Here is a 24257-nt window from a genome sequence, read left to right on the forward strand (position 1 = left end):
TTGTAAAGTACAAGGAAAGTGAACTGCTCTTCCTGCACGACAAAGCGGTTCCGGCAAACAATTCGTTAGCTGAGAGATTGGCGAGAGTCTTCAAGCGAAAGCAAAAACAGATGATGGTTTTCAGAAGCAGAGACAATTTTGAATATGTCTGTGACAGCCTGGGAATTCTATATACGCTAAAGTTTGAAGAAGGAAATCTATACAACAGGGTAACAGATATCTTTGACCGGAAACGTTACAGAAAAAAGAAGAAAAAGAAAGTAGAAGAAGCCGATGTGAGTGCATGATCACATCGGCTTTATTCGTGAACCACTGGCTAACAACTGAATTGTAACTACTCTGCGTTTTATTCATTTGATAAAACCAGAATGACTCAGAACTATTGATAAAAATATGATATAATAAGTCAAACAGAAACGCTGAAGCAGGTTTTCCCTGCGACAAGCAGGGAGGAATAAACTTGGGAGTAATTGACACTGAAGGAAAAGCTTATTTATCTGACAGCAAAAGATTTGCTGATATATTTAACTATCTGATTTATGGTGGCGAAAGTGTAATAAAGGCGGATAAGCTAAAAGAACTGGATACAACTCAGATTGCGATTCCATATGGCAGTAATGCAAGGGTTCCTGTTCAAAAGTACAGGGATGTTTTAAGACTATGGAACGCAATGATGGACGACAATGCGATATACGTCATTATGGGTGTTGAGATTCAGGCAAAGATTCATTATGCTATGCCAGTTAAGGATGGCTTGTATGATATGATAGGCTATTCCAGACAAGTTGAAGAGGCAAGACAGTCATATAGAACTAAAGAATCTGTTAAGAGTGGAAAAACTTCATCCGATACGAATAATGAAGGGAATCTTTTTGTTGATGAAGGAACCTTGAAGATTAAGCTTACTGATGAGGAATTTCTATCAGGCTTTCGAAAAGCTGATAAGCTTATCCCTATAATAACAGTGGTAGTGTACCTGGGATCGGAACCATGGGATGGACCTAGAAGTCTTTTTGAGATGCTTGATGTCAAAGATGACAGACTTTATGCTTATTTAAACGATTATAGGATAAATATTATTGCACCAGGAGAAATATTAGATGGAGATTTTGATAAGTTTAAAACCGGGCTTGGTCTTGCGCTTAATGTGCTTAAGCATCAGAAAGATTGTGCAGATAAGATTATCGAGCAGACAAACCATAAGAGAGTTGATATAGATACAGCGGTATTCCTTAACCGCGTTGCCAAGCTGGGGCTTGAGTTCGATGAAACGGAGGATACAGTAGATATGTGTGTTGCAATGGAAAATAGAATGAAAAAGGAGCAAATAATTGCTGCAATTGAGATGGGACGTGAATTGGGGATTTCTGATGAAGAACTATTCCCAAAGGTTGCAAAAAAATATGATGTCAAAATCGAATACATTAAAAGTGTTTTGACTGAGTTAGTATGCAATTAGTCTGTTTGAAAAGCCACTTACGGCTCTTGTTATATAAAAGAAACCCTGTGCCTCGATTTCTGGATTGGCATAGCGATTCTATCCGAACGTCAATCTAGAAATCGAGGCACAGGTTTTTTTAAAATTCAAACTGTCAATTTCTTTCATTTCTGTTAAATTGGTGCTGCAAATATATAAAAAGCATTATAAGTCTTTAGTTGGTTTTGAACATGTAGTTTCAACAAGTACATTTTTCTGTTGCATCACCATCTATAAGCAGTCCAATAAACTGCATAATCATCATAGTCTTTGCTGTTTGTGGTATCTTTCATAATTGTTTCGCCAGCATTCATTTGGTAATTATTGTTTGTCAGGTATACCTCATCATAATCAACCAGTTTCCCATTTAAGAAAAATAAAACCATAGCGCTGCAACTCATAAGATCATAGCTGCTAGTGTTAGTTCCTGTAACAATAATTTTTCCATTCTTGGCTTTCTGATGGGTTATTTGTACTGCATCATGCATAGGCGTACTTAATGATCTGCCAGTATCTACAGTGATTTCATAGTCATAAGCGGTTGCCTCATCAGAATCATAGAAGCCTGATGTCAGGACAAACTCTTGGTTAGGATTAACATATTCGCCAAAAGGCGTATATGTTTCAAGGGGATTGCCACTGGAGTCATACGTAATAACATCCCAGGATGCTTCACAGTCTACGCCAGTATCATTTCGACAGATTGCTAAAATATGCAGTCCACCAAACATATCCGTATAAGAATATTCTTTTAAGACTGTAATTCCACCAGAAGAATTAGAAGACGATTTTGATGAAGCAGCAAATGATGTATTGCTGAATAGTATAGATAGTATAAGAACTATAACTAAGGAAACTCTAATTTTCTTCATGTTAAACCTCCATGTTTTTATAAAAGAAAACGAAATTTACCGTATAGTAATTATAATTAGTTTTTATATGGATAGCTAATTATATTCTTGTTAAAAAAATAAAAAAAGCATAAATGTCCCTAGTGCATTTTCGGCAATCAGAATAATGACGCAATATTAGAATGTTATTAGATAGTATTTAGATAATTTTAATATTGAAATGATAGAATAGTTGTGTAGGTATGGACAATTGATGATGAACAGAGGTTATAATGAAGAAGATCATTTCAGCCATATTATATGCAATTTTAGCCGTTGTTCTATTGGCTTGCTCCGTTATAGTGCTTTATGCAGTAAATCCTAGCTTTAAAAAATTTTTAGATGATCATGTTGATAAGTTACCAAAACCTGTTGCTGAGATAGTTGAAAGTACTACTGAAAGATCGACTGAAATAACACCTATAGATGGTGATACTGAAATAGTTGAAACTGCGGAAGATGATAATGTAGATCTTGATGAATACGGACACCATGTATTGGATTTTGATAGGGATTGGGATACAGATGGCTTAGATGATGAATATGTTGAAGAACAACATGAAGTTGACTATGATGATAGTGTATTCCCGGAAGGTTCTGATGAATTTGTTAATGATAAAGCCGATGCAAATGAACTTGAGCCGGAAACAGTTACCGTTGAAGATGAAGATCAAGCAAACGAGATTGTCAGGAGTACTGATAAAGGTGAGACGGGTGATGACCTGAGCTTTGACAATGTCTATTATCCGTACTATAACATGCTAAATGACCGCGGAAAGAGTTTATATAATCAGGTATATGCAAATGCCAATGCGCTAAACACAGAATTTGCCCCTGTTTTGGAGGACACTTCCCATAGTGAACTGTACAACGCTGTTATCAGCGTCATATTTGATCATCCTGAGATATTTTGGTTAGATACAAGCGTATACACAGAATTTGATTACCAGGGCAACATTATAAAAGTTAACTTGCATTTTTATGATGCATTAGGTGACATAAAAAGCGCTCAGAGTAAATTTTATACTGCTGCTGATGAGCTTCTTGAAGGAGCAAAGGGATTATCTACCGACTATGATAAAGAATTGTACATACATGATTTGTTGATAGATAAACTAACATATAGGGAAGGTCCGTTGGATCAAACTGCATATAGTGCGATTGCTGAGGACTATACTGTTTGTGCGGGATATGCAAAGGCTATGCAATACCTGATGCAGCAATTAGAAATACCAACTTACTTTTGCCTTGGTTGGGGAGGCTCATTCTTCGGAGGCGGACTTCATGGTTGGGATATTGTTCAGCTAGATTCAGACTTTTATAATGTTGATTGCACTTGGGACGACCAAAATCCAGAAGTTTATGATTATTTCAACGTGACTGACAGTGAAAACTATTGGCATGGAAGGCTTTGGAATTCTAAGTATCTTCCAGATTGCAATGGAACCAAGTATGCATTTGAAGGTAATGGAAACACTACATTTGAAAGAACCTCTGATAGAAATCTAGATAATACCTCCAATTCTGAAGAAAACTATAATGATAATCAATCTGAGACACAACAGTATGAATTTACTGGAAGTGATGGAAACGTTGAATTGGATGAGTATGGTCATCACAAATTACAATGATAAATCTTAGATGTAGATGAATGAAAGGAGTTTGATGAAATATGGCTACTACTGCAATGGCTAAATGCCCAAAATGTGGGGCGATAATTCCTGCACAGTCAGTCAGTTGTCCTAAGTGTGGTACTCGCTTTAAAAGAAGCACCTCAACTTCAACTGGAACGGCACAGAGCAGAGCTGTAAGTCCCCAGAATTCCTCAGCTAATCGAGCTGTGGTTAATGGTAATAATGCTACAAAAAGTGCTAATCAGCCAAAGCAAACTCCAACCAAAGTGGAAAAAAAGAAGAACTCATGGATTAGCGTGGCTGCATTAGTTTGTTCATTATTATTCATTACAGGTCCAGTAGCTGTTATTCTTAGTATAATTGATATAGCGAAAAAAGATGACGAACATAAACATGGATTATCTATTGCAGCTATGATCATCGGCTTTTTGGGATGCATGGGATGGGTGTCAGTTTTTTTGCCAAATGCAAAGGACGATGCTTCACAAACTCAGATAGAAGCTCGCAATAGTACAGAAACCAATTCGCAATACAATTATGAGCAAGCGGTAGCTAATGCAAATACTGATAGTGATAATTATAATTCTTCAAAAGCAACTATGATTATGCCTGATGTTTTAGGACTTGAAAAGTATGATGCAAAAAGTGATATTAGGAACGCACTTGGAAGCTATGTAGATTTTGATGAAGAATTAGTATATAGCGATACTTATGAAAAGGGCGTTGTAGTACGCACAGAGCCAGTTGCTGGAGCGATGGTTGGAGAAGGAGCGACTGTTACATTATATACGTCGAAGGGAAAAGAAAAAATAATGCCCAATTTAATTGGGATGGATGTTGAAAGTGCTGAACAACTACTTTCTGATATGGATATTAGTATGTATACAACAGAAATCTTTAGCGAGAGTGACAAAAATACAATTGTTGCAGCAGAATTTGATCCTGGAACAGATTTGTCAGATGAGTATTCTGTAGATGTAGAAGTATCAAAAGGAAGCTTGCAAGCATTTAAAGACTCAACGCAGGTTATAGGATATGAGGACCTTTACAGATATCCAGAGACATATGAAGAGACCCCATTGAAAATAAATGCAACAATAACAAAAATAGAGGACTCAAGATTACTTGGAATAACTTATAATCTTTCATATTGGGCAACATACGAAGGAGAGACAGTTATCTTATACGATGACAGGTCGGTTCAGGAGCCTACGTTAAAAGTTGGCGACAAGGTAACAGCATATGGATATGGCGATGGAAAATCCACTATAGATATTAAGCAGAAAGAGTATCAAGGGAGCCTGTTGATTGGTTTTTCATATAATAAAACTGTGGATTCATATTATGTCCCCAAAATAAAAGTTGAGCATTTTGATATAAGATAAAGAGTCTAGATGGTGTAGGAATGTCGACTGTTTTTTGGTACCATTTTGGTACCAAAAATTTTAAAAACCACAAAAAATGAGGCAAATATGAATAATCTTCTCAAAAAGAATAGCGTATTTAAGCCATTTGTCATGACGATTCATCCCGGAAGAAACCGTGAGGGTGGACGTACAGTTGGATCAGGTAAGGTTGCTACAATCGTTGAGTAATCTTAACAAACCTAGATTTTATGCAGCTTCCAGAGTATCTCTGGAAGCTGTTTTTTTGTATACAACCTGGCTTAAAATGGTCACTGGCTCTAATTTGGCTCTAAAAATTTGGATAAATTCAGAGTCAAGCGAAAGTATTTCAAAATTCATATGTCGAGCTCGCTCGAACAAATGGATTTTGGAATACTTTCATTTGGCGGATATCTGCCAACGAGGAAACGATTTCGTTTCCGAGTCTTGATTCTGATTATATTCAGTATCTATGCGCTTTTGTAAAGGGCACTTCCGGTGCCAATATGGAGTTACTAAATCTTATAGTTTTTTGATTGACTATCATGACTGGAATATGTATTATGATGGTAGAAGGAAACTTCTTGAGAAGCACACTCATAAAAATGCTTTATTTGCCTATGAATCGGAATCCGCGATGGGAGGCGGTGAACGTGGAGGCTTATAAAGGTGGCAACTTACCATAACCCATCTAGCGATTTGCGAAAGAAAGTTGCAAAAATGACTATGAAGCCTTGCAGCACCTTGTTGCGAGGCTTTTATTATGTAAAAGGTTACCTAATGGATTTAATATATCAGGCAGCTGCAAAGTACGTGGCATTACAACAGTATGAGTATGAATTTGTATTATCGCATCGAAGAAAAACAAGGAAGATAAAGCTATCCTTTTCTGATAAAGAATTTTTTCATTTGGCAGGATTACAGCATTTGACAGATATTCAGATTCCCAGGAATAAGAATAAAACATTGGATTATATTCTGTTTTCTAGGGCTATTACAGATGAAACTATCGGAAAGAGTAAATTCTTCAGAGAAAAAATACCTGAAGGCAATATAAAATCAAGAATCGAAGAATTGAGGTTTTTAGAGGAATATCTTGACACGGATAACATCATTAAGATCTTTTCAATTAAAAACCAAAGGTATTTATCTTCATTGATAGATGCAGATTATATAATTGAAAGTCAAATTTCCGCAGGGATTACAGTATATATATTCCTTAAGTGTATAAATGATGCAACAGGAGAATGCAGGCTGATATCCTTTTTCAAGAAAGAGAATATTGCTTATGGTGGAGATATACTTTACTGGATGATGAAGACTAAACACAATATTTTTACAGGTAAAAAAATTATTTTGTATAAGCATCCAAAATATTCTAAAGAGGTGTAAAAATGTCTGAGATTAGATCTGTTCAGAATTATAAGGACTTTCTTAAAGATAACAGAGAACTTCTGCATAAAAACGCTGTAAGAATCGAAGATCTTTCTCCGGATGATGATTGGATTCTTGATGAGGAGTGGGATAGAATATATGAGCAAGAGTTTTTAAACATATGAAAGTATAATAGCCTTTGTTAAGCTAGGTGTTTGTGATATACTTTTTACAACGAACGAAAACCTTCGAGGTTTTCAGCGGAAGCGGTGCCAGCATCAATTCCGTTCTTGAAGATTTACCAAGAACACTTCGGTGTTCTTTTTTCTTGCAGAAAAATGAGTGCTCAGTTTTGAGCACCCGTATTGTTCTTCTTTGGTGTATTTTTCTCTTTTAAATATGCTTCATATCTCTGCTTTTGTTCTTCGATGCTAGCCTCTTTTATTTCTGTTTTGTAATCAGGATGCTGTTTCTTGTATTTTGCAATGGTATCAAAGTACATTAAAAGTTCTATTCCATGGCGATTGTAGTCGAAGAGCTTTCGGTTTAAAGATATAGTAATGTTATTTAGAGGTATTGAAATCAAGATTTGCGAATCACGGGTGGATGAAATCTCAAAGCTCCGTAAAAGTATAATCGACTAATCCAAGACCAGAGGTATTTATCAGAAGTACAAAGCAGCCGGCTTTGACAGAAAGTTTTTTGAAGAGCACAGAGCTAAAATTATGATTCACAAAAGGGCGAAGGATTCTTTCAATTTGTTAAAGGCAAGTGGGGCATATGTAATACATATGCGACTTGTTGGGGAAATTTCCCCCAATCCCCTTGCATCAGATTTTCAATCTGACTGGTAAAGAACAAATGAATATAGATAGAATCTTTAATATCGCTATGCTAAGATTAAAGCATGTGTTCTCTTGAAGGGCATATGTTTTCTTTTTTATAAAAAAGTATTGGGAGTTAAATCATTATAATATGCGTATCATTATTTGTGGTTTAAATGGAGCTGGTAAAAGTACTTTGGGGAGAGCTTTGGCAGGACAGCTTCATTATGAATTCAGAGATATCGAAGATTATTATTTCCCGAAAACAGATGATAAATATGAATACAGTGTTCAGAGGACAGAGGAAGAAGTAGCAGTGCTGTTACTCAAATACTTGGAAGGAAACGATGATGTTGTACTTGCATCAGTTCGTGGTAATTACAGTGAACAGATAGAAAAACTATTCGATATGGCAGTATACATTGATATACCAAAAGAGATTAGAATGGCAAGGGTAAGAAAAAGGTCCAATGACAAATTTGGAAATCGTATGTTACCAGGGGGAGACCTTTACGAGAGTGAAGAACGTTTCTTTAAAATGGTTGAGGCGAGATCCGATGATCATGCAAAAGGTTGGCTGAAGGATTTAACATGTCCTGTGATTAGTATAGATGGGACTGTCGAAGTTGATACCAATGTTGAAATACTTGTAAATGCTATTTCTTGATGTGCGAATGCAAGTCAAATAGTAAAGGTAAAAGCCAAATTATGAAGTGGACAGTTTATCAGAGCTTCTGAAGGTACTATGAAAATAGCAGCTTATAAATTTGGAGTAACCGGGAACACAAAGGATAATTTAGAAATAATAAAACGAACTATAATAAGAGCTTGTGAGAAAGGTATTTGAAATATGCAATTGTTATATGCTACAGGTAATGAATCAAAAATATGCAATATGAGATACAGGCTCACGGGATATGATGTAGAGATTATCACTCCTAAGGATTTGGGAATCCATATAGATGTTGATGAATCAGGCAGTACACCTATAGAGAATGCCAGATTGAAGGCAAAAGCTTATTATGAGGAAACCGGACTACCTACATTAGCAGCCGACTCAGGACTTTTTGTGGATGACATTCCTGCAGATGCGCAGCCAGGACTATTTGTGCGAAGGGTAAATGGCAAAACGTTATCGGAAGATGAAATGATCACGCATTATAGCAATCTGGCTGCGAGATATGGCGGGAAGCTGAATGCACGCTATATTACCGGTTTGGTTCTGATGGTGGATGGGCAAGAATATACAGCAGAAATTCCGGATGATGATTTCATAATCACATGTGAACCCAATCCTAATAGGCAGCATAGAGGAAATCCGCTTGATGTTGTAACGATTTGTCCAGCCAACAGCAAGTACTTTAATGACTGCTCATTAGATGAACTTTCGGTTCTTGCAAGCTCTTTTGACAAAAAGTGCATTAAGTTCCTACAGGAAAGCCATATCATACCGGAAAAATCATGTGGTGGAATTGTTTATAAAATTGTAAATGGTGAAGCGGAGTATCTGCTTGTAGAAGAAACAAGCGGATTTATTAGTTTCCCTAAAGGACACATTGAGATAGGAGAAACCGAGGAAGAAACGGCAATCCGAGAAATCAGAGAAGAAACTGGATTGGAGTTAAGCTTGCTACCAAGATTTAGGGAAATTCAGGAATACTATCCTACTGAACGTCCAAATGTTAAAAGACAAGTGGTATTATTCTTGGCTGAGTATTCAGATCAAGTTCCTTATATTATGCAACCAGAGGAAGTTATATCACTCAAGAGTTTGAGATTGGATGAAGCCCTTTCAGTATTAGAATATGATGAACCAAAGCGTAATCTTCTTGAGGCTGACAAATATATAAAAGGCAAATTGTAAAAAACACATTTATCTAAAAATAGCTATCTATGATACTGATGTGGATGGAGTCCTTAATTCGAAGTTTTGGGACAACGAACATCAACGTGAGATTAGTAATGGCAAATATATTGATGCTGAGGTTGGCCTTACTACAAAAGATGTTGAAAAAGCTATAACTATACTACTGGGGGAAGTATGAATAATAAATCATTTGATTCGCATAGAATTGCTGAGGGGTATGCAAAAAGACCTTGGTTACACAAAGGTGTAATTGACAGGTTTAGAAAAGATTGTGATTTGTCCGAAGATTATATGTTCAGTAATGGACTTTATGTTGGCTGTGGTGCAGGGCTGTCAACTAAAGCGCTTAAGACTATATGTAGACATGTGACAGGTACAGATATCGCAGAATCAATGGTAGAGGTCTGCAATGAATTATATGGATCAGACGAAACATATAGTTTTTATACTGCGGGGGCAGAAGATACTTTGATGCCTGATGAAAAGTATGATGTTGTATCAGCCGCAGGAATGGTCAATTGGGTTGATGAAAAGAAATTTATGGAAAACCTTATCGAAGTGACCAAGGATGAGTGTTTTATTATAATTTATGATTTCTGGATTACAGATAAAATGAAAAATGTTCCTGAATATGCAAGGTGGTATCAAGACGAGTATTTGAAACGATTCCCTAAGCCGCTGCGTAAAGAGAATATTTGGACTGATGCAGATTTAATAAACGGATTAAAAATGTATAAGCAGATTAACTATGAACTCATTCATTCCTTTAGTTTGGATGACTTTATAGACTTTATGATGATACAGTCCAATGTTAATGCCAAGATTGAAAGTGGTGAGATGGTTGAATTGCAGGTCAGAAGATGGATGAAGGATACTTTATCTCCGATTTTTAAAGATAAAGAGCAAGAACTTATTTTCGATGGTTATACTTGGTATATAAAAAGATAATACATGAGACTTTTAAAAATATAATTGTACAGGGAGTTGTGGGAAGATGGCATTATCAAAGGTAAAAACAAAATAATGAACTAATACTTGATGGGAGAAAAAGATGGAAATAGTTTATTATGAAACAATACCGGATTTAGATACCTATTTTGAACTTCGTAGATCTGTTGATTGGAATAATTTCTGTCCAGAACAGGCGCAGAAAGCCATAAATAAAAGTGCGTTTTTTATATTGGTAAAGGATGAAGATAAGCCTATAGCAATGGGAAGAGCAGTTGGAGATGGCATGTACTACACTATTGTGGACGTTGTAGTAAGACCTGAATATCAAGGAAAAAAGGTTGGCTCAACTATAATTAGTAAATTACTTGAGCTTATTCAAAAAGATGCGCCTGTAGGAGCGAGAATAAGTGTACAACTGCTGGCAGAAAAAGGAAAAGAAGAATTCTATGTAAAACAAGGCTTTAAGCTTTGCCCACACGAATTCTGTGGACCTGCGCTTAGAAAGGTAATATACACATAAGGCAGATAAGTAGAACTGTTTTTGTTAAGACTAGAAGGAATGTATATGAGCAGAACCGAAATATCAGAAATAACAGTCCTTTGCCTCATTTCAGATGGAGACAAAGTGCTGCTTCAAAATAGAGTCAAAGAGGATTGGAAAGGCTACACTCTTCCAGGGGGTCATGTTGAAATGGGAGAGTCTTTTGTTGATGCGGTAATTCGTGAGATGAAAGAAGAAACCGGCCTGGATATAAAGAACCCACGACTTGCTGGAGTTAAGCAGTTTCCAGTCAGGGACGGTAAATACGAAAATGGAAGATATATAGTATTTCTTTTTAAAACAAACGAATTTACAGGAGATATCATTTCCTCAGATGAAGGAAAGATGGAGTGGGTTGAAATAAGTAAACTGTCAGAGATTGAAACAGTTGATGACTTGGAAGAACTACTAGAAGTTATAAATAATCCTGAACTGACAGAGTTCCAATATCTTGTTGAGGGAGATAACTGGATGGTATCTGTTAAATGAGAGTAATGATAATTAGGCATGGAAAAGTACTTCATGATTGGAAAAAGTGGTGCACATCTGCTGAGTTTGATGAGCAGAGTGCGTTATATGACAAAGCTCCGATTGATAAGGCATCTGTAGATACAGTGAACGATGATATTCAAAAGATTTATATTAGCGAATTGGACAGGACTCTACAAACTGCAGAAAAGATATTTGGAGAAGAGGATTTCAATAGGACAGCACTGCTAAATGAGGTTCCGCTTCATTCAGGATTTGATATAGCAATACGTTTGCCGTTGGGTGTTTGGAATTTTCTAGGAAGGCTGCAGTGGCTAATCGGAAATAAAAGACAACCTGAAGGCAGGAAGCAGACCTCTAAGAGAGCAGAGCAGTTTGTGAACATGATAATAAAGCATAATGAGGATTGTGCTGTAGTCACACATGGTTTCTTTATGCATGCTTTGATTAGAATAATGAAGAATGTGGGCTTCAAAGCAGATAAAGAGCGAGTGAACTATAGGAATGGAGAAGTAATTTTACTTACAAGAGGTTGTGAGAGGTAAAAAGGATTTTTTGTATATGACAAATTGGGGATTAGAGAAAGATTTTTTGCTTAGTTCCAGGAAGAATATGTGGAACAATGATTATTTTGAATTCCTTGTAAAATGTGTTTGGAAGATTGACAAGCCGGTAAGGATTATCGATTTTGGCTGTGGATATGGTTTTCTGGCGCAGATGTTATTGCCATTGATACCTGGTGGGAGCAGCTATAAAGGCATCGATATTTCTGAAGAACTTATAAAAGATGCAAACATACAATTTGCAAACTGCCAAGAGGTTAGTTTTGAACTTGCTGATCTAAATGAATATGTGCCAATTGAAGAGTATGATATTGCAATATGCCAGTCTGTACTTAGGCATCTGTCTAATCCTGAAAATATCTTGAAAAAGATGGTCGATTCTGTTAAGGAGAATGGATTGGTTATATGCATTGAGCCCAGTAGAAGATTGGAAAATGCAGGTATATATGTCGATAGTAATGCTTTTGATCCGTTTGAACATGACGATTTCCTACGACAAAAGTGGACTTCTGAGAATAAATCCGGTGGTCGTGATTATCAGATAGGCGTTAAAATTCCAAATCATATGAGTAAGTTGGGGCTTAAGGATGTAGGTGTCAGAATTAATGACTACGTGGATTATATTGGAACTATAAATGACAAGGAGGAATCTGCCCCAAAAGAGGTAACCAGATTTCTCAAGGATCATAATGTCGATGATAAATATCCTGGGGCAGATGGATTCTTGGCTGCGCGTTGTCATGTGATTTCTTATGGTTACAAATAACTTGAAAGTGTTAAGGTGAAGAACAATGGCGGATTTTGGTATTAATGAAATGCTTGAAATGCAAAGAGCTTTACAGGAGAGATACAAAGACAAGTGGGAAGGCATTTCTCCGGAAGTTGGGAAGAGTAAGCTGTTGTGGATGATTGGTGAAGTTGGGGAAGTAATTGATATAGTTAAAAAGCATGGTCCAGAGGCTTCAAATGCAGACCACCCTGAGCGTGAGCATCTGATAGAAGAGCTTGCAGATGTCTTAATGTACTATAACGATGTGCTTCTTTGCTATGGAATAACTGCAGAGGAGTTAAAGGAGATATACACCGACAAGTTTCAAAAGAACATGAAGCGCTGGTGACGTAAATGCGATTTGGCTCTAAAATGGCTCTAAAAATTTCAAAAACCACCCAAAATATAGCGAAACATGAGATATATGCGAACAGAAACCACGTAAAATTAAGGCTTTCCAAATAGATATAAAGACCGTTAAGCCGTGAGGGTGGACGTACAGTTGGATCAGGTAAGCTGACAGTCCTAAGTTGCATATATCAGCTCTTTTTCATTCACTATTGGTTTAATCATTACCTTACTATTTTTCCATTCTGATTCAGGTAATGATTCCAGTTTATCTCTAAAAGTCATTAGTTAGTCTACGGAAAGCATGAGACTATCAGAAATTACTCTGTTCTAATACATACTTAAAACCTGCTTCATTGGGGTTAGTATAATACCCTTCTTCAATCTTGTTTATCTGATATCCGCATTTTTCAAAAAGGCCCTGCATTGCGGTATTACTTGCGCGTGTCTCTGCACAGATTTTATCTAAACCTGATTCTTTGTATTCCTTATAAGCATAGTCCATGAGTTTATGGCCAAGTCCCGTTTGTCTATAGTCAGGGTGCACCGCTACATTCATTATTTTAAGATAATTATGCTTGCCGCTACCAGCCCAGTTATAGGTAAATATGCTACCAATGATTTTGGAACCATCCATGAGGCAATAATATGTTGCACGATCATCTTTCAATAAGTCTTTCCAATCGGACTCATTCCAATAATCTGTGGGGAAGCAAAGTCTATCAAATTCAAATATAGCATCATAGCTGTCAATTCTCAGTGTTTTCTCTATGATTTCTTTACCATGCATCTTAATACTCCTCCCTTATAGCACTGATCAGTATTATAGCAATTTTGTCTGTTACCGAAAACGTTTTGAGCATGATTCATATTTGAATTGTGTACTGCTTTTTCTATGGGATAAAAGAGTCTGTTGTCCCCCAAAAGCAAATCCCGCAGCAATCGAGACGGTGCGGGAGATACCTTTATGGGATGCGTTATAGAAGAGCTAATACTGCAATTTCCATTATCACCACGAGAAGAGGTGCGCTTAAGGTCATGCCTGATGCAGAAGCAAAATGAATTAATGTCTGTTACTGTCTGAAAATGATCTTCTTTGCCATGTCGTCGGCGGCTTCTTTGCCCTGGAAATCTTCAATGATTGCAAGTCCGAAGGGAATTGCAGTTCCCATGCCGCGGCTGGTGATGAAGTTGCCGTCTTTTACAACTTCGTCTGTCTGTGGATCAGCGCCCTGGAGAAATTCTTCGTTTCCGGGGTAGCAGGTAGCTTTTTTTCCATTTAAGATACCCATCTTGCCAAATACTCTCGGTGCTGCGCAGATTGCAGCAAGCTTCTTACCTGCATCTGCAAAGGCCCTGATCTGAGCCTTAAGAGGTTCGCACGCGTCAAGATTGATGGTTCCCGGCATTCCGCCCGGAAGAATGATCATATCTGTTTCATCAAATTTAATGTCTGAAAGCAGGGCATCGGCCTCGACTGTTATGTTGTGAGAGCCGGTAACCTGCTTGTTGTCTGTGATTGAGGCTGTTGTGATCTCAATTCCTGCTCTGCGTAGCAGGTCAACCACTGTCAGAGCTTCTATTTCTTCAAATCCTTTTGCCAAGAATATTGCTGTCTTTGCCATATCATGTCCCTCCTTAAATTGGTGCCTTGTCTTTTGACTTGTTGTTTTGTATTTCTGTCATGGATTCCTTATCTGCGATAGCATCCATAGAACAATTCTAACACAAGAAGAGGTTCGGGACTATGATTTGCTGACTTCTAAAAAAGTATTTCAGAATTGAGTGGGCTACCGGATTTTTATAAGAAACTGTTGCAAGAAGTAGACAGTACAGTAAGGGAAATCATGAAGAGAGAGGATCATACCCGATTGACCATCATGATTGGAAGCTATTAAAATATAAAGGTATGAAAAAAGTAGAATCCAGATTCTGTTTTGGGAAACAGAACAGAATTCAGTAGCAGCTTCTTCAGAAGAATCTTCAGAGGCAATTACAGTGAAAAACTTGGCAAACACCCGTCAGGCCTATATGTATCGAATGAAAATGGAATGAGCTTTGAGTACGTTGGCGAGCAGTAAACACACAGAATTCTAAACAAAAGATAAAGTCCTTGGTTAACAAGTGGTTAATCGATTATACAAAAGCCCATTTTATGGGCTTTTTCTAACTTCTTTAAGATTTCTTCATAATTTTAATCAAATGTTAAGAAGAAAACGACGTCAATCATTACCTTTATGATGAGGGAAATGATTGATGTTTTTTTACAATATGGTTAAGAGAAAATCATATCTTTTGATATAGACTCTAAACTCGGACAGGAGAGGAGATGCCTATGGAACAAAGACATGATAAACAAACATTCATTGTTAAGATCTCTAACTGTCAGAACGGCACTTGGCAGGGCAGAGTCATCTGGGCCGATGAAAATAAGATGCAGCACTTCAGAAGCGCACTGGAACTGCTAAGGCTCATAGATGATGCAACCAAGGCGGTATCTGAATTACAGGTCAAAGAAGTGTCTGCAGAGTAAAGTCAAAAAACGAACCCAAAAACAAACCAAAAACGAAAACTATTAACCGGCAACAAACGTCCAAACACAAAAGCAAATCTTTATGAGGGAGGAAATGCTTATGTTGAGAAAATGGAACCGATTTTTAGCTATTCTTCTAGCACTCGCACTTGTGACAACCACTTTTAACAGTGATTTTGCAAGTGCCAGAGTTTATGCTGATGGAGAAGAAACTGAAGAATCCGTAGAGGAACAGGAAGAGTCTTCAGGTGAAGATGATTCTGAAAACGAAGGTTCTGAAGAAGACAACTCTGAAGAAGAATCTCATGAAGATGGAGATGAAGGATCAGGCGACGATGCTCAGGAACAGAATGAAGAACAAAACGAAGAGCCTGAAACTCCAGCTCCTATCGCTGAGAATGAAGAAGTAGCAGAAGCTACTGCAGAGATAGCTACGGAAGAACCAAAGGCAGAGCTCAAGGAAGAATCAAAGGAAGAACCGAAAGAGGAGAAAAAAGAAGCTCCTGCAGCAACTGAAACATCTATTGCTGCTACAGAAGCAACGTCTCTTTTGGAACTTATTCCTGAGGAGGCAGCGACTGCAGCAACATCTCTTTTGGAACTTATTCCTGAAGAGGCAGCAGTAGCAGCATCTTCTCTTGCTTCAATAGAGGAAAAAGAGGAAGAGAAGGAGGAGAGGCTCGTAACTGTAAAGTACCTTGTAACTGAAGGCGGAAGCATCTCTTTAGATGAAGAGACAATTGATCTTAATGATGAGGAAGCAAAGTTTGAGGGATCAACAGCAACAGCTGACAGTGAAGAGTATGAGTTTAAAGGATGGAAAGATAGTGACGGCACTATAGTTACAACAGATAACACTATAGTTCCAAAAGATATTGAGGAAGACACCAGCTTTACAGCAGTATTTGAAAAGGCAGAGAAGATTGAAGAAAAGATAGTAGTGATCACTTATGAAGCAGGTGAAGGCGGAAAGGTTTCTCCTGAAAAAGAAGAAATAAATATTAACGCTGAAGAAGTTGTTATCCAAGGATCAACAGCAACTGCTGATGAGGGTTATGAATTTGTTGAATGGAAGGATAGCGAAGGAAAAGGCATATCAGACAAAGCAACTTTTGTTCCGTCTGATATAAAAGAAGATGTAAAATTCAAAGCAACTTTTAAAAAGATAATAACAATGCCTGCCCAAGACTTTACCGGAAGTGCAGGTGGCATGAATGTTTCGGTAAGTGCAGGTGAAGGTGTGTTCCCTAAAGGAACCACGATGAAAGTAAAAGCTATATCTGATGCAGAAGCGCTTGATGCAGCTAAAGATGCGCTTGGTGATGGAGCTAAATCTGCAAAAGGTGTTGATATCACGTTTTATGATAAAGACGGAAACGAAATTGAACCTGCAGATTCAAAATCAGTTCGAGTTTCAATTTCACTGTCTCAGGAACTTGAAGGTGAATCCTTCAGCGTAATTCACAAAGATGATACCGGAAACTCACAGGAAATTGCTTCAGCTAGTTCCGATGGTGCAGAGTTTGAGACGGATTCCTTCTCAGTTTATATTCTGGCAGGTTCTGATGATGGAATAGAAAAAGCTATAGCAACATACATTTTCAAGGTTTACAACGTTGAGACCGGGAACTGGGATGTTGTATCAGAACAGAGAGTAAAAGACGGTGAAAAGTTATACAACCCGGGTATTCCTGATTTGACGAAAAATCAGGTGTTTAAGGGATGGTTTAAAGATGGTGACACTGAAGTATTATCTTTTGGCGAAACTACAGTTACCGCAACAGAGACAATTATAGTTAAAGCGAAGATAATAACAACCTATTATGTTACTCTTAAAGGCATAAAAGTAGTCGAGCAGATTCTTGCAACTGCTGAGAATGACGAAAGTGCATACGTAACACTGAATGTTTTAGTTATACCAGAACACGCCGAACAAGCCTTTAAGGGGTGGAAAAACTCTGAGGGAGAAGTATACGAGTACGGCGCTCAGATTGATGCGTCTTTGCCTAAAAACAGTGTGCTTACTGCGGAAATAATTGACGCTTACTGGATCAACTTTAATGAAAACGATGGTGGAACAGGTGGTGGAGCATCTTATACAGCACCTATATATGTAACAGAAGCGACCAATTATAAGGCAACAGAACCAACGCCACCTACAAGAAGCGGATACGTATTTGGTGGTTGGTACAAAGAGGCTGAATGCATAAATGCTTTTGATTGGAATACTGCAATATTAGAAAACACTACACTTTTTGCAAAGTGGACACCCGGAAAGGCTAGCTTTACAGTAATTATTTGGAAGCAGAAAGTTGATAGCCCTATTTCTGAGGGTAAGACATATGATTATGAAGAAAGCAGAGTTATATCAGACTATAATGCGGGTGATACTATAACCGCCAGGATGCTTGGAAATGATCTTAGTAAGAGCTATACAGGATTTAAGCGAACACCGACTTGGGAAGTAGTAAATAAAAACAGTTCTGACGGAAATACGATTGTTGCCAAGGGAACTACCGTTGTCAATATTTACTATGATAGAGAACTGGTAACGTTTAATTTCTTGGTAAGTAGTGGTTATTCATGGGTTCCATATTCGGAAGTATCTGAAATGCATGGTCTTTATGGATCGACACTTGCATCAAATGGCTACACCTGGCCTTCAATAAGAGAATGGCATATTACTAGTATAAATGGAGCACATGCTACATTTTTAGATTCTTTTATTCCTCCAACAGGCTATAGTGGGTATACTTTTGATTTTTATAGTAACCAAAATGAAAGCGGTAATTATGTGATTCAGCATATTAAACAGGCTTTGGATGGTAATTATACAATTGTAGCAAATGAAACGCCATCATCTGGAGGAAATGCCACATTTAATTTTACAAATAAATATACCGGATTTGAAGTAGTCCAATATTCAACAGACGGAGTAAGCTGGACCAATACAAGCGCAGGACAATCGACCAGATACAGCAGAAATCTATACATTCGCTATATGAGAAAAAGCTATAAGTTCACTCTCGCACATACAATTTACGGTATTGATCCTGTGACAGGCGATCTGGTTGATGTTTCAGCAACATACCTTGAACCCAAATATACACTTTTATATGAAGCACCTATTGGAAATGCGAAGGAAAGTGTTGTTGCCGCAGCCGACGCACTTTCTGCACCTGAAGGCTATATGGCAAAGGCTGGATCTGACGGCGGAGTAGGTATATTTGCAGACCCTCAGGGGAATCAGGAAGTAGACTGGACAACTACAATGCCGGCAAGTGATGACATAATATTATATGTAGTATGGGTTAAACAGAGATTTACTGCTAAGCTTGACCTTAACGTTGATGGCGATAAGAATTACAACACAACCGGTGGATATTCACAGGTTCAGGTATTAAATGATCAGGCTACAGAGTTTAGGCCATATTATGGCGCAATAATTGATAAAAACGCTATAATGAATAACTTTAATAGAGCGGGCTATGATCTCGTAGGATGGTTTGATAAAGAAACGGATCAGCCCTATGACTATGGACATGTTACCAGTGATGTTAATCTCTATGCTAAGTGGAGAAAGACAGGTACAGTTAAGGTCAAATATGACGCAAACGGCGGAACCCTTATATCTGATGAACCTGATAGTAATCAGTATGCAGGAGATTCAACTGTAGTTGTAGCAGCACCTCCAAAGACTAATCCTCCCAAGAAAACATTCATTGGATGGGACCTTTTGGATAAAGATGGAAATGTAGTAAATCTCCTTTATCCTAACAGCAGTTTTGAAATTACAGATACGCTCATAGCCACAGATGCGGCAGGCAATTTCGTTAAGCTAAGAGCTAAATATGCTGACACCGGTCTTTCAGAAGAAGAACTAAGGACCTCATTTACATATCATCCAAATGGTGGAAGTGGAGAAGCAGTTACAATTTCTACTGTAGGAGAAGACAATCATCCTCTTCATGTAAATGAAGCAGTTAAAGCCTGGACATATGATGAAGCTGTTTCACACTTCACAAGAGATGGTTATAAGCTACTTGGATGGAATACAGATCAGGCACAGGCAAATGCTCAGGTAGTAAATATCGGATTTGGTGCGCAGTACATAGTTGCTGATAATGAAGATAATCAGGGTAATTCCTCTGCAAATGTACTTTATGCAGTGTGGGAACCTCAGATTGAAGTAGTAGTAACAATTAAAGGAAATACCAAGACTGAGAATTATAGCGGTACTGAATATGAAGTCAGTGGATTTGAAGTAACTGGCATATCCTATATGGTTGGCGGTCAGCCATACAGCGGAAGCGGATTTACTCCTTCTGATGTAAAACTAAAAGAAGGCGTGGCTGCATATGCAAAAGGAACAGATGTTGATACATACTATATGGGATTGACTGAGGACAGCTTTACTACAACAAATACTTCTTTTGATAAGGTATCATACGTAGTAACTGATGATGGATGGCTTAAGATAAATCCAATAGCAGTATCGGTAACAATTACAGGTAATAACAATACAGTTCCTTATGACGGAGAAGATCATACAGTAACCGGATATACAGCAGTTGCAGATAATAAGACTTTTGATGTAAATAGCATATCTTTTACCGGAGAAGCAAGTGCAACACAAAAAGAAGTTGGCACAAAACTTATGGGACTTGATGCATCACAGTTTTCGGCAACAAGTACTAACTATACAGTATCCTTCAATGTAACTGATGGTTATCAGGCAATTACTCCAAAGGATGTTACAGTAACTATCACAGGTCACCATAGTGTTGATAAGTTTGATGGAACAGAGCATACAGTTACCGGCTATGATGTGGAAAGCAGTAGTCCTCTTTATACAGAAGCTGATTTCACATTCTCGGGAACAGCTGAGGCAAAAAGAACTGATGAAGGCACAACAAACATGGGACTTGCCATAGATCAGTTCTCAAATGCAAATAGAAACTTTGGAAATGTAACCTTTATAGTAACTGATGGATATCAGACGATTACACCGGTTGATGAAGTTGTTGTCACAATTACAGGACACAAGACAATTAAAGATTACGATGGAACGGAACATACAGCAACAGGCTATGATGTGGAAATCAGCAGTGATCTTTATACAGAGAATGATTTCATATTCTCAGGTTCTGCTACAGCAGCAAGGACTGATGCAGGAACAACTAATATGGGACTTGCAGCTGAACAGTTCGAGAATACAAACAGTAACTTCAAAAAAGTAACCTTTAATGTAACAGATGGTTATGTAACGGTTAATCCAATCAGTGTAACGGTTACTATTACAGGTAGCAAAAAATCTTATGATTATGATGGTGAAGAGCATAGCGCAACAGGCTACGAAGTAGCGATAAGCAACCCTCTTTACAAAGAATCTGACTTTACATTTGAAGGTTCGGATACAGCAGCAAGGACTGATGCAGGAACAACTAATATGGGACTTGCAGCTGAACAGTTCGAGAATACAAACAGAAACTTCAAAACAGTAACCTTTAATGTAACAGATGGTTATGTAACCATCAATCCTGTAAGTGTAACAGTGACCATCACAGGACATAAAGACTCTTTTGACTACAACGGCCAAGAGCAGAGCGTAACGGGATATGATGTGGCAACCAGTAATCCTCTGTACACTGCAAATGACTTCACATTCAGTGGAGATGCGACAGCAAAAAGAACTGACGTAGGAACAACACCGATGAATTTGTCGGAAGCACAGTTTGCAAATGATAATCCTAACTTCATTGATGTTACATTCGTAGTAAATGATGGTGAGATAACAATCAATCCTATCAGCGTAACAGTTACAATTGAAGGCCACAAGGGTTCTGAGGTTTACGATGGCAAAGCACACACAGTAACAGGATATGATGTAAAGCCAATCAGCAATCCTCTTTACACAGCAAATGACTTTACATTTAGCGGAGATGCAACAGCAACAAGAACTGAAGTTGGAACGACTTATATGGGACTTAAAGCAGCTCAGTTCACTAACACAAATAAAAACTTCGAAAATGTAACATTTGAAGTAACTGACGGAGAGATGGAGATCACTCCTGTAACAGAAAAGGTAACAGTTACAATTACAGGTAATACATTAACAAAGCCTTATAACGGAAACGCGCAGGAGGTAACAGGATACACATTTGCAAGTGATAACGCTCTTTATACAGAAGACAGCATAGCATTTACAGGAACTGCCAAGGCAACCGGAACAGATGCTGATACATACCAGATGGGACTTGCAAAAGAGCAGTTCTCCAACACAAGCGATAACTTTACAAATGTAGAGTTTGTAGTAAATGATGGCTGGCTTAAAATCACTCCTATCACTGCAAAAGTTACCATCACAGGTAATCACGATGCAGTAACCTATGACGGAGCAGAGCATGAAGTAAGCGGATTTGAGAGTATCAAATACAGCACTCCACTCTATAAGAGAAGCGACTTTAGATTTGACGGAACAGCAGTTGCTAAAAGAACTGAAGCCGGCACAACCAACATGGAACTTAAGCCGGAGATGTTTACAAACTTAAATGGAAACTTCGAAGAAGTAGAATTTGCTATAATCGACGGTTATATAACTATCGTACCTGCAGGAGAGGTTGTAGTAACAGTTACAGGTAACCATGACACCTTTGACTACGACGGAACCGAGCATGAAGTATCCGGATACACATTTACAGTTAGTGATCCTCTCTACACAGAAAAAGACTTCACATTCGAAGGAAATGACAGTGTAACAAGGATTGATGCCGGAACTGATTACATGGGACTCACAGAAGATGATTTCACAAACATAAGTGAGAACTTCGAAAAAGTAACCTTTGTAGTAACAGACGGATATATTACTATCAATCCAATAGCAGTAACAGTAACGATCACAGGAAATAACAATACTTACGTATATAACGGAAGTGCACAGACTGTAGAAGGATATGAAGCAGAAGCTGATAGCGAGCTTTACAGTGCGGATAGTGTGATCTATAACGGAAATGCCATAGCTCAGCGCACAGACGTTGGTACAACTCCAATGAACCTGGATGCCGGATTATTCGAAAACACAGATACTAACTTCAATGATGTTACCTTCGTAATTGAAAAAGATGGATTCGTTACAATAACTCCTCTGGAAGTAGTAATTACAGTAACAGGTAATACCAAGGAAGAGACTTATGACGGAAAAGAAAAGGAAGTAACAGGATACGAAACAAAGGCTAATAATGAACTGTACCAGCTTTCAAAGGTTAACATGACCGGCCAGGCACTTGCTAAAGGAACACTTGTTGGAACATACAACATGGGACTTAAGGCCGAGCAGTTCGCAAATACTGATGAAAACTTCAAGGCAACCTTTGAAATAGTAGATGGCTATCTGAAGATCAATGACAGAGGAGAAGGAGAAAAATTCCTTGTAACACTTATAACGGATGACGTTGAAAGACCATACACAGGACAGGTTTACAGTGGATTTGGATATCACGCAGAAGGCGGCAAGAATGTAAACGCAGCGGCAGCAGCTCTTAACAGAGTAGTAGATTTCATAAGCGGAATCATTACTCCAATTATAGCAGGAGCGGCAGATGGAACTTCTTCGGATACTGATATCATAATTGACGGAGTAACCTTTAAAGTAACCGGACTTTCAGTAGATGTAGCAGAAAGAGATGCAGGCAAGTATCCACTTACAATAAGCGGCGACATGGTAATTCTTGATGAAGCCGGAAATGATGTAACAGATCAGTTTGCAGAAGCTACAAAGAAGGAAGGAACTCTTACTATCACTCCAATGCCTATCACAGTAACATCAGGAAGCTCAAGCAAGACTTACGATGGAACGGTTCTTACTAACAGTGAGATCACAACAGACAGGCCATGGGGCGAAGGCGATGCAGTTGGTTACAACATTACAGGAAGGCAGATAGAGGTTGGCGAAAGCGACAATACATTTGATATCATAGGCGCAGGTAGCACCAATCTTGAAAAGAACTATGCAGTAACTAAAGTTTACGGAAAACTGACAATAACTGATGCTATAGTTCCTCCGGCACCAACACCTACACCTACTCCAACACCGGAACCAACACCTACACCAACTCCAGAACCAACTCCTACACCTGGAGGTGGAGATGATACACCAACAGGCGGAGATGATACACCAACACCTATTGATGATGCACCTACTCCAACGGCACCAGCACCAGCACCGACAGCTCCTGTACCGGTAGCTCCGGCTCCGGCACCATTACTTACAGGAACACCTGATCCTGCAGTACTTGGAGCACAGAGAGCAGCCAATCAGGCAGCAGTTCTCGGAGCAAGAAGAGCAAAGACAGAAGATTCTACAAACGATGTAGCAAGGCTCTTTGCAATAATCATCGCGGCAGCAGTTGCTATAACACTTATGGCTACCAAGAGACGTAAAGAAGAGGAGTAATACTTAAGACCTCAAAGTAGTAGATCAATCTAATAGCTAAATGATAAAAGAGCTATCGATCAGACAGTTGGTCGGTAGCTCTTTTACCATTGTGGACAAAATACAGATATTTTTAATAACGATTAAATATATACTTAATAATATGTTAAGAATTATGAGT

General features: G+C 38.2%; 22 protein-coding genes and 1 pseudogene. 19 read left to right on the top strand and 4 right to left on the bottom strand.

The genetic code is table 11. The features are described from left to right. Positions 1-287 (top strand): annotated as a pseudogene (locus BM146_RS19535) (hypothetical protein); the annotation flags it as partial. 173 nt (positions 288-460) lie between these two features. After that, a complete protein-coding gene (locus BM146_RS13080) occupies positions 461-1459 on the top strand; it encodes a hypothetical protein (protein ID WP_074889827.1) in 999 nt (332 codons plus the stop codon). Between the two features lie 242 nt (positions 1460-1701). Here the strand turns inward: BM146_RS13080 and BM146_RS13085 are convergent, their stop codons facing one another. Continuing rightward, positions 1702-2349 carry a hypothetical protein gene (locus BM146_RS13085; RefSeq protein ID WP_074889831.1) on the bottom strand — a complete coding sequence of 216 codons (648 nt, stop codon included), beginning with the start codon at positions 2347-2349 and terminating at the stop codon, positions 1702-1704. Positions 2350-2600: 251 nt separating this feature from the next. Here BM146_RS13085 and BM146_RS13090 point away from each other — a divergent pair, with 251 nt between their 5' ends. The 5 genes from BM146_RS13090 to BM146_RS19540 all read left to right on the top strand — a co-directional run bounded on the left by BM146_RS13090 (position 2601) and on the right by BM146_RS19540 (position 6945). Further along, positions 2601-3998 (top strand): transglutaminase domain-containing protein, encoded by a 1398-nt coding sequence (locus BM146_RS13090; RefSeq protein ID WP_074889834.1) that lies wholly within the window; start codon positions 2601-2603, stop codon positions 3996-3998. Between the two features lie 41 nt (positions 3999-4039). Then, positions 4040-5386: a PASTA domain-containing protein gene (locus BM146_RS13095; RefSeq protein WP_074889837.1), complete on the top strand. Its 1347-nt coding sequence runs from the start codon at positions 4040-4042 to the stop codon at positions 5384-5386. A gap of 87 nt (positions 5387-5473) precedes the next feature. Further along, positions 5474-5596 carry a hypothetical protein gene (locus BM146_RS20190; protein ID WP_278308513.1) on the top strand — a complete coding sequence of 41 codons (123 nt, stop codon included), beginning with the start codon at positions 5474-5476 and terminating at the stop codon, positions 5594-5596. Positions 5597-6055: 459 nt separating this feature from the next. Further along, positions 6056-6778 (top strand): PBECR4 domain-containing protein, encoded by a 723-nt coding sequence (locus BM146_RS13100; protein WP_074889840.1) that lies wholly within the window; start codon positions 6056-6058, stop codon positions 6776-6778. A gap of 2 nt (positions 6779-6780) precedes the next feature. Further along, positions 6781-6945, top strand: a complete 165-nt coding sequence (locus BM146_RS19540; protein WP_177201663.1) for a hypothetical protein — start codon at positions 6781-6783, stop codon at positions 6943-6945. Positions 6946-7106: 161 nt separating this feature from the next. Here BM146_RS19540 and BM146_RS19545 read toward each other — a convergent pair whose 3' ends face one another. Further along, a complete protein-coding gene (locus BM146_RS19545) occupies positions 7107-7262 on the bottom strand; it encodes a hypothetical protein (protein WP_177201664.1) in 156 nt (51 codons plus the stop codon). A 473-nt stretch (positions 7263-7735) separates the two neighbouring features. On the opposite strand from BM146_RS19545, the gene BM146_RS13105 reads away from it, so the two are divergent. From BM146_RS13105 to BM146_RS13140, 9 genes are all read left to right on the top strand, one after another. Continuing rightward, positions 7736-8251: an AAA family ATPase gene (locus BM146_RS13105; RefSeq protein WP_074889844.1), complete on the top strand. Its 516-nt coding sequence runs from the start codon at positions 7736-7738 to the stop codon at positions 8249-8251. Positions 8252-8434: 183 nt separating this feature from the next. Beyond that, complete coding sequence (locus BM146_RS13110) at positions 8435-9448, top strand: non-canonical purine NTP pyrophosphatase (RefSeq protein ID WP_074889848.1); 1014 nt, start codon at positions 8435-8437, stop codon at positions 9446-9448. A gap of 40 nt (positions 9449-9488) precedes the next feature. Continuing rightward, positions 9489-9629, top strand: a complete 141-nt coding sequence (locus BM146_RS19550) for a hypothetical protein (RefSeq protein WP_177201665.1) — start codon at positions 9489-9491, stop codon at positions 9627-9629. Beyond that, complete coding sequence (locus BM146_RS13115) at positions 9626-10399, top strand: class I SAM-dependent methyltransferase (protein WP_074889852.1); 774 nt, start codon at positions 9626-9628, stop codon at positions 10397-10399. The genes BM146_RS19550 and BM146_RS13115 overlap by 4 nt, the downstream gene beginning before the upstream one ends. A 103-nt stretch (positions 10400-10502) precedes the next feature. Further along, positions 10503-10922 (top strand): GNAT family N-acetyltransferase, encoded by a 420-nt coding sequence (locus BM146_RS13120; protein ID WP_074889855.1) that lies wholly within the window; start codon positions 10503-10505, stop codon positions 10920-10922. A gap of 45 nt (positions 10923-10967) precedes the next feature. Then, the gene (locus tag BM146_RS13125) at positions 10968-11432 is read left to right on the top strand and encodes an 8-oxo-dGTP diphosphatase (RefSeq protein ID WP_074889859.1); all 465 of its coding nucleotides are present in this window, start codon (positions 10968-10970) and stop codon (positions 11430-11432) included. Continuing rightward, entirely contained in the window at positions 11429-11977 is a 549-nt protein-coding gene (locus tag BM146_RS13130) for a phosphoglycerate mutase family protein (RefSeq protein ID WP_074889862.1), read from the top strand. Before BM146_RS13125 ends, BM146_RS13130 begins: the two co-directional genes overlap by 4 nt. A gap of 67 nt (positions 11978-12044) precedes the next feature. Then, complete coding sequence (locus tag BM146_RS13135) at positions 12045-12761, top strand: class I SAM-dependent methyltransferase (RefSeq protein ID WP_207649928.1); 717 nt, start codon at positions 12045-12047, stop codon at positions 12759-12761. 25 nt (positions 12762-12786) lie between these two features. Then, the gene (locus BM146_RS13140) at positions 12787-13113 is read left to right on the top strand and encodes a MazG nucleotide pyrophosphohydrolase domain-containing protein (protein ID WP_074889870.1); all 327 of its coding nucleotides are present in this window, start codon (positions 12787-12789) and stop codon (positions 13111-13113) included. 312 nt (positions 13114-13425) lie between these two features. Here BM146_RS13140 and BM146_RS13145 read toward each other — a convergent pair whose 3' ends face one another. Further along, positions 13426-13902 carry a GNAT family N-acetyltransferase gene (locus tag BM146_RS13145; protein WP_074889873.1) on the bottom strand — a complete coding sequence of 159 codons (477 nt, stop codon included), beginning with the start codon at positions 13900-13902 and terminating at the stop codon, positions 13426-13428. Positions 13903-14185: 283 nt separating this feature from the next. Beyond that, on the bottom strand, positions 14186-14737 hold the full coding sequence (locus BM146_RS13150) for a DJ-1 family glyoxalase III (RefSeq protein WP_074889877.1): 552 nt from the start codon (positions 14735-14737) through the stop codon (positions 14186-14188). A gap of 312 nt (positions 14738-15049) precedes the next feature. Between BM146_RS13150 and BM146_RS19555 the strand changes: the two genes are divergently transcribed. From BM146_RS19555 to BM146_RS19025, 3 genes are all read left to right on the top strand, one after another. Further along, positions 15050-15193 carry a hypothetical protein gene (locus BM146_RS19555; protein ID WP_177201666.1) on the top strand — a complete coding sequence of 48 codons (144 nt, stop codon included), beginning with the start codon at positions 15050-15052 and terminating at the stop codon, positions 15191-15193. 254 nt (positions 15194-15447) lie between these two features. Further along, positions 15448-15645: a hypothetical protein gene (locus BM146_RS13155; protein ID WP_074889880.1), complete on the top strand. Its 198-nt coding sequence runs from the start codon at positions 15448-15450 to the stop codon at positions 15643-15645. Between the two features lie 100 nt (positions 15646-15745). Next, complete coding sequence (locus BM146_RS19025) at positions 15746-24097, top strand: InlB B-repeat-containing protein (protein ID WP_177201667.1); 8352 nt, start codon at positions 15746-15748, stop codon at positions 24095-24097. Positions 24098-24257: the final 160 nt, after the last annotated feature.

The sequence above is a fragment of the Butyrivibrio proteoclasticus genome, from assembly GCF_900115735.1.
Taxonomy (GTDB): Bacteria; Bacillota; Clostridia; order Lachnospirales; family Lachnospiraceae; genus Butyrivibrio; species Butyrivibrio proteoclasticus_B.

What these genes read in the sequence shown, in the direction of transcription:
- BM146_RS13085 (WP_074889831.1), bottom strand. Translation starts at nt 2,349, where the DNA reads ATGAAGAAAATTAGAGTTTCCTTAGTTATAGTTCTTATACTATCTATA.
- BM146_RS13090 (WP_074889834.1), top strand. Translation starts at nt 2,601, where the DNA reads ATGAAGAAGATCATTTCAGCCATATTATATGCAATTTTAGCCGTTGTT.
- BM146_RS13095 (WP_074889837.1), top strand. Translation starts at nt 4,040, where the DNA reads ATGGCTACTACTGCAATGGCTAAATGCCCAAAATGTGGGGCGATAATT.
- BM146_RS20190 (WP_278308513.1), top strand. Translation starts at nt 5,474, where the DNA reads ATGAATAATCTTCTCAAAAAGAATAGCGTATTTAAGCCATTTGTCATG.
- BM146_RS19540 (WP_177201663.1), top strand. Translation starts at nt 6,781, where the DNA reads ATGTCTGAGATTAGATCTGTTCAGAATTATAAGGACTTTCTTAAAGAT.
- BM146_RS19545 (WP_177201664.1), bottom strand. Translation starts at nt 7,262, where the DNA reads ATGTACTTTGATACCATTGCAAAATACAAGAAACAGCATCCTGATTAC.
- BM146_RS13105 (WP_074889844.1), top strand. Translation starts at nt 7,736, where the DNA reads ATGCGTATCATTATTTGTGGTTTAAATGGAGCTGGTAAAAGTACTTTG.
- BM146_RS13110 (WP_074889848.1), top strand. Translation starts at nt 8,435, where the DNA reads ATGCAATTGTTATATGCTACAGGTAATGAATCAAAAATATGCAATATG.
- BM146_RS13115 (WP_074889852.1), top strand. Translation starts at nt 9,626, where the DNA reads ATGAATAATAAATCATTTGATTCGCATAGAATTGCTGAGGGGTATGCA.
- BM146_RS13120 (WP_074889855.1), top strand. Translation starts at nt 10,503, where the DNA reads ATGGAAATAGTTTATTATGAAACAATACCGGATTTAGATACCTATTTT.
- BM146_RS13125 (WP_074889859.1), top strand. Translation starts at nt 10,968, where the DNA reads ATGAGCAGAACCGAAATATCAGAAATAACAGTCCTTTGCCTCATTTCA.
- BM146_RS13130 (WP_074889862.1), top strand. Translation starts at nt 11,429, where the DNA reads ATGAGAGTAATGATAATTAGGCATGGAAAAGTACTTCATGATTGGAAA.
- BM146_RS13135 (WP_207649928.1), top strand. Translation starts at nt 12,045, where the DNA reads ATGTGGAACAATGATTATTTTGAATTCCTTGTAAAATGTGTTTGGAAG.
- BM146_RS13140 (WP_074889870.1), top strand. Translation starts at nt 12,787, where the DNA reads ATGGCGGATTTTGGTATTAATGAAATGCTTGAAATGCAAAGAGCTTTA.
- BM146_RS13145 (WP_074889873.1), bottom strand. Translation starts at nt 13,902, where the DNA reads ATGCATGGTAAAGAAATCATAGAGAAAACACTGAGAATTGACAGCTAT.
- BM146_RS13150 (WP_074889877.1), bottom strand. Translation starts at nt 14,737, where the DNA reads ATGGCAAAGACAGCAATATTCTTGGCAAAAGGATTTGAAGAAATAGAA.
- BM146_RS13155 (WP_074889880.1), top strand. Translation starts at nt 15,448, where the DNA reads ATGGAACAAAGACATGATAAACAAACATTCATTGTTAAGATCTCTAAC.
- BM146_RS19025 (WP_177201667.1), top strand. Translation starts at nt 15,746, where the DNA reads ATGTTGAGAAAATGGAACCGATTTTTAGCTATTCTTCTAGCACTCGCA.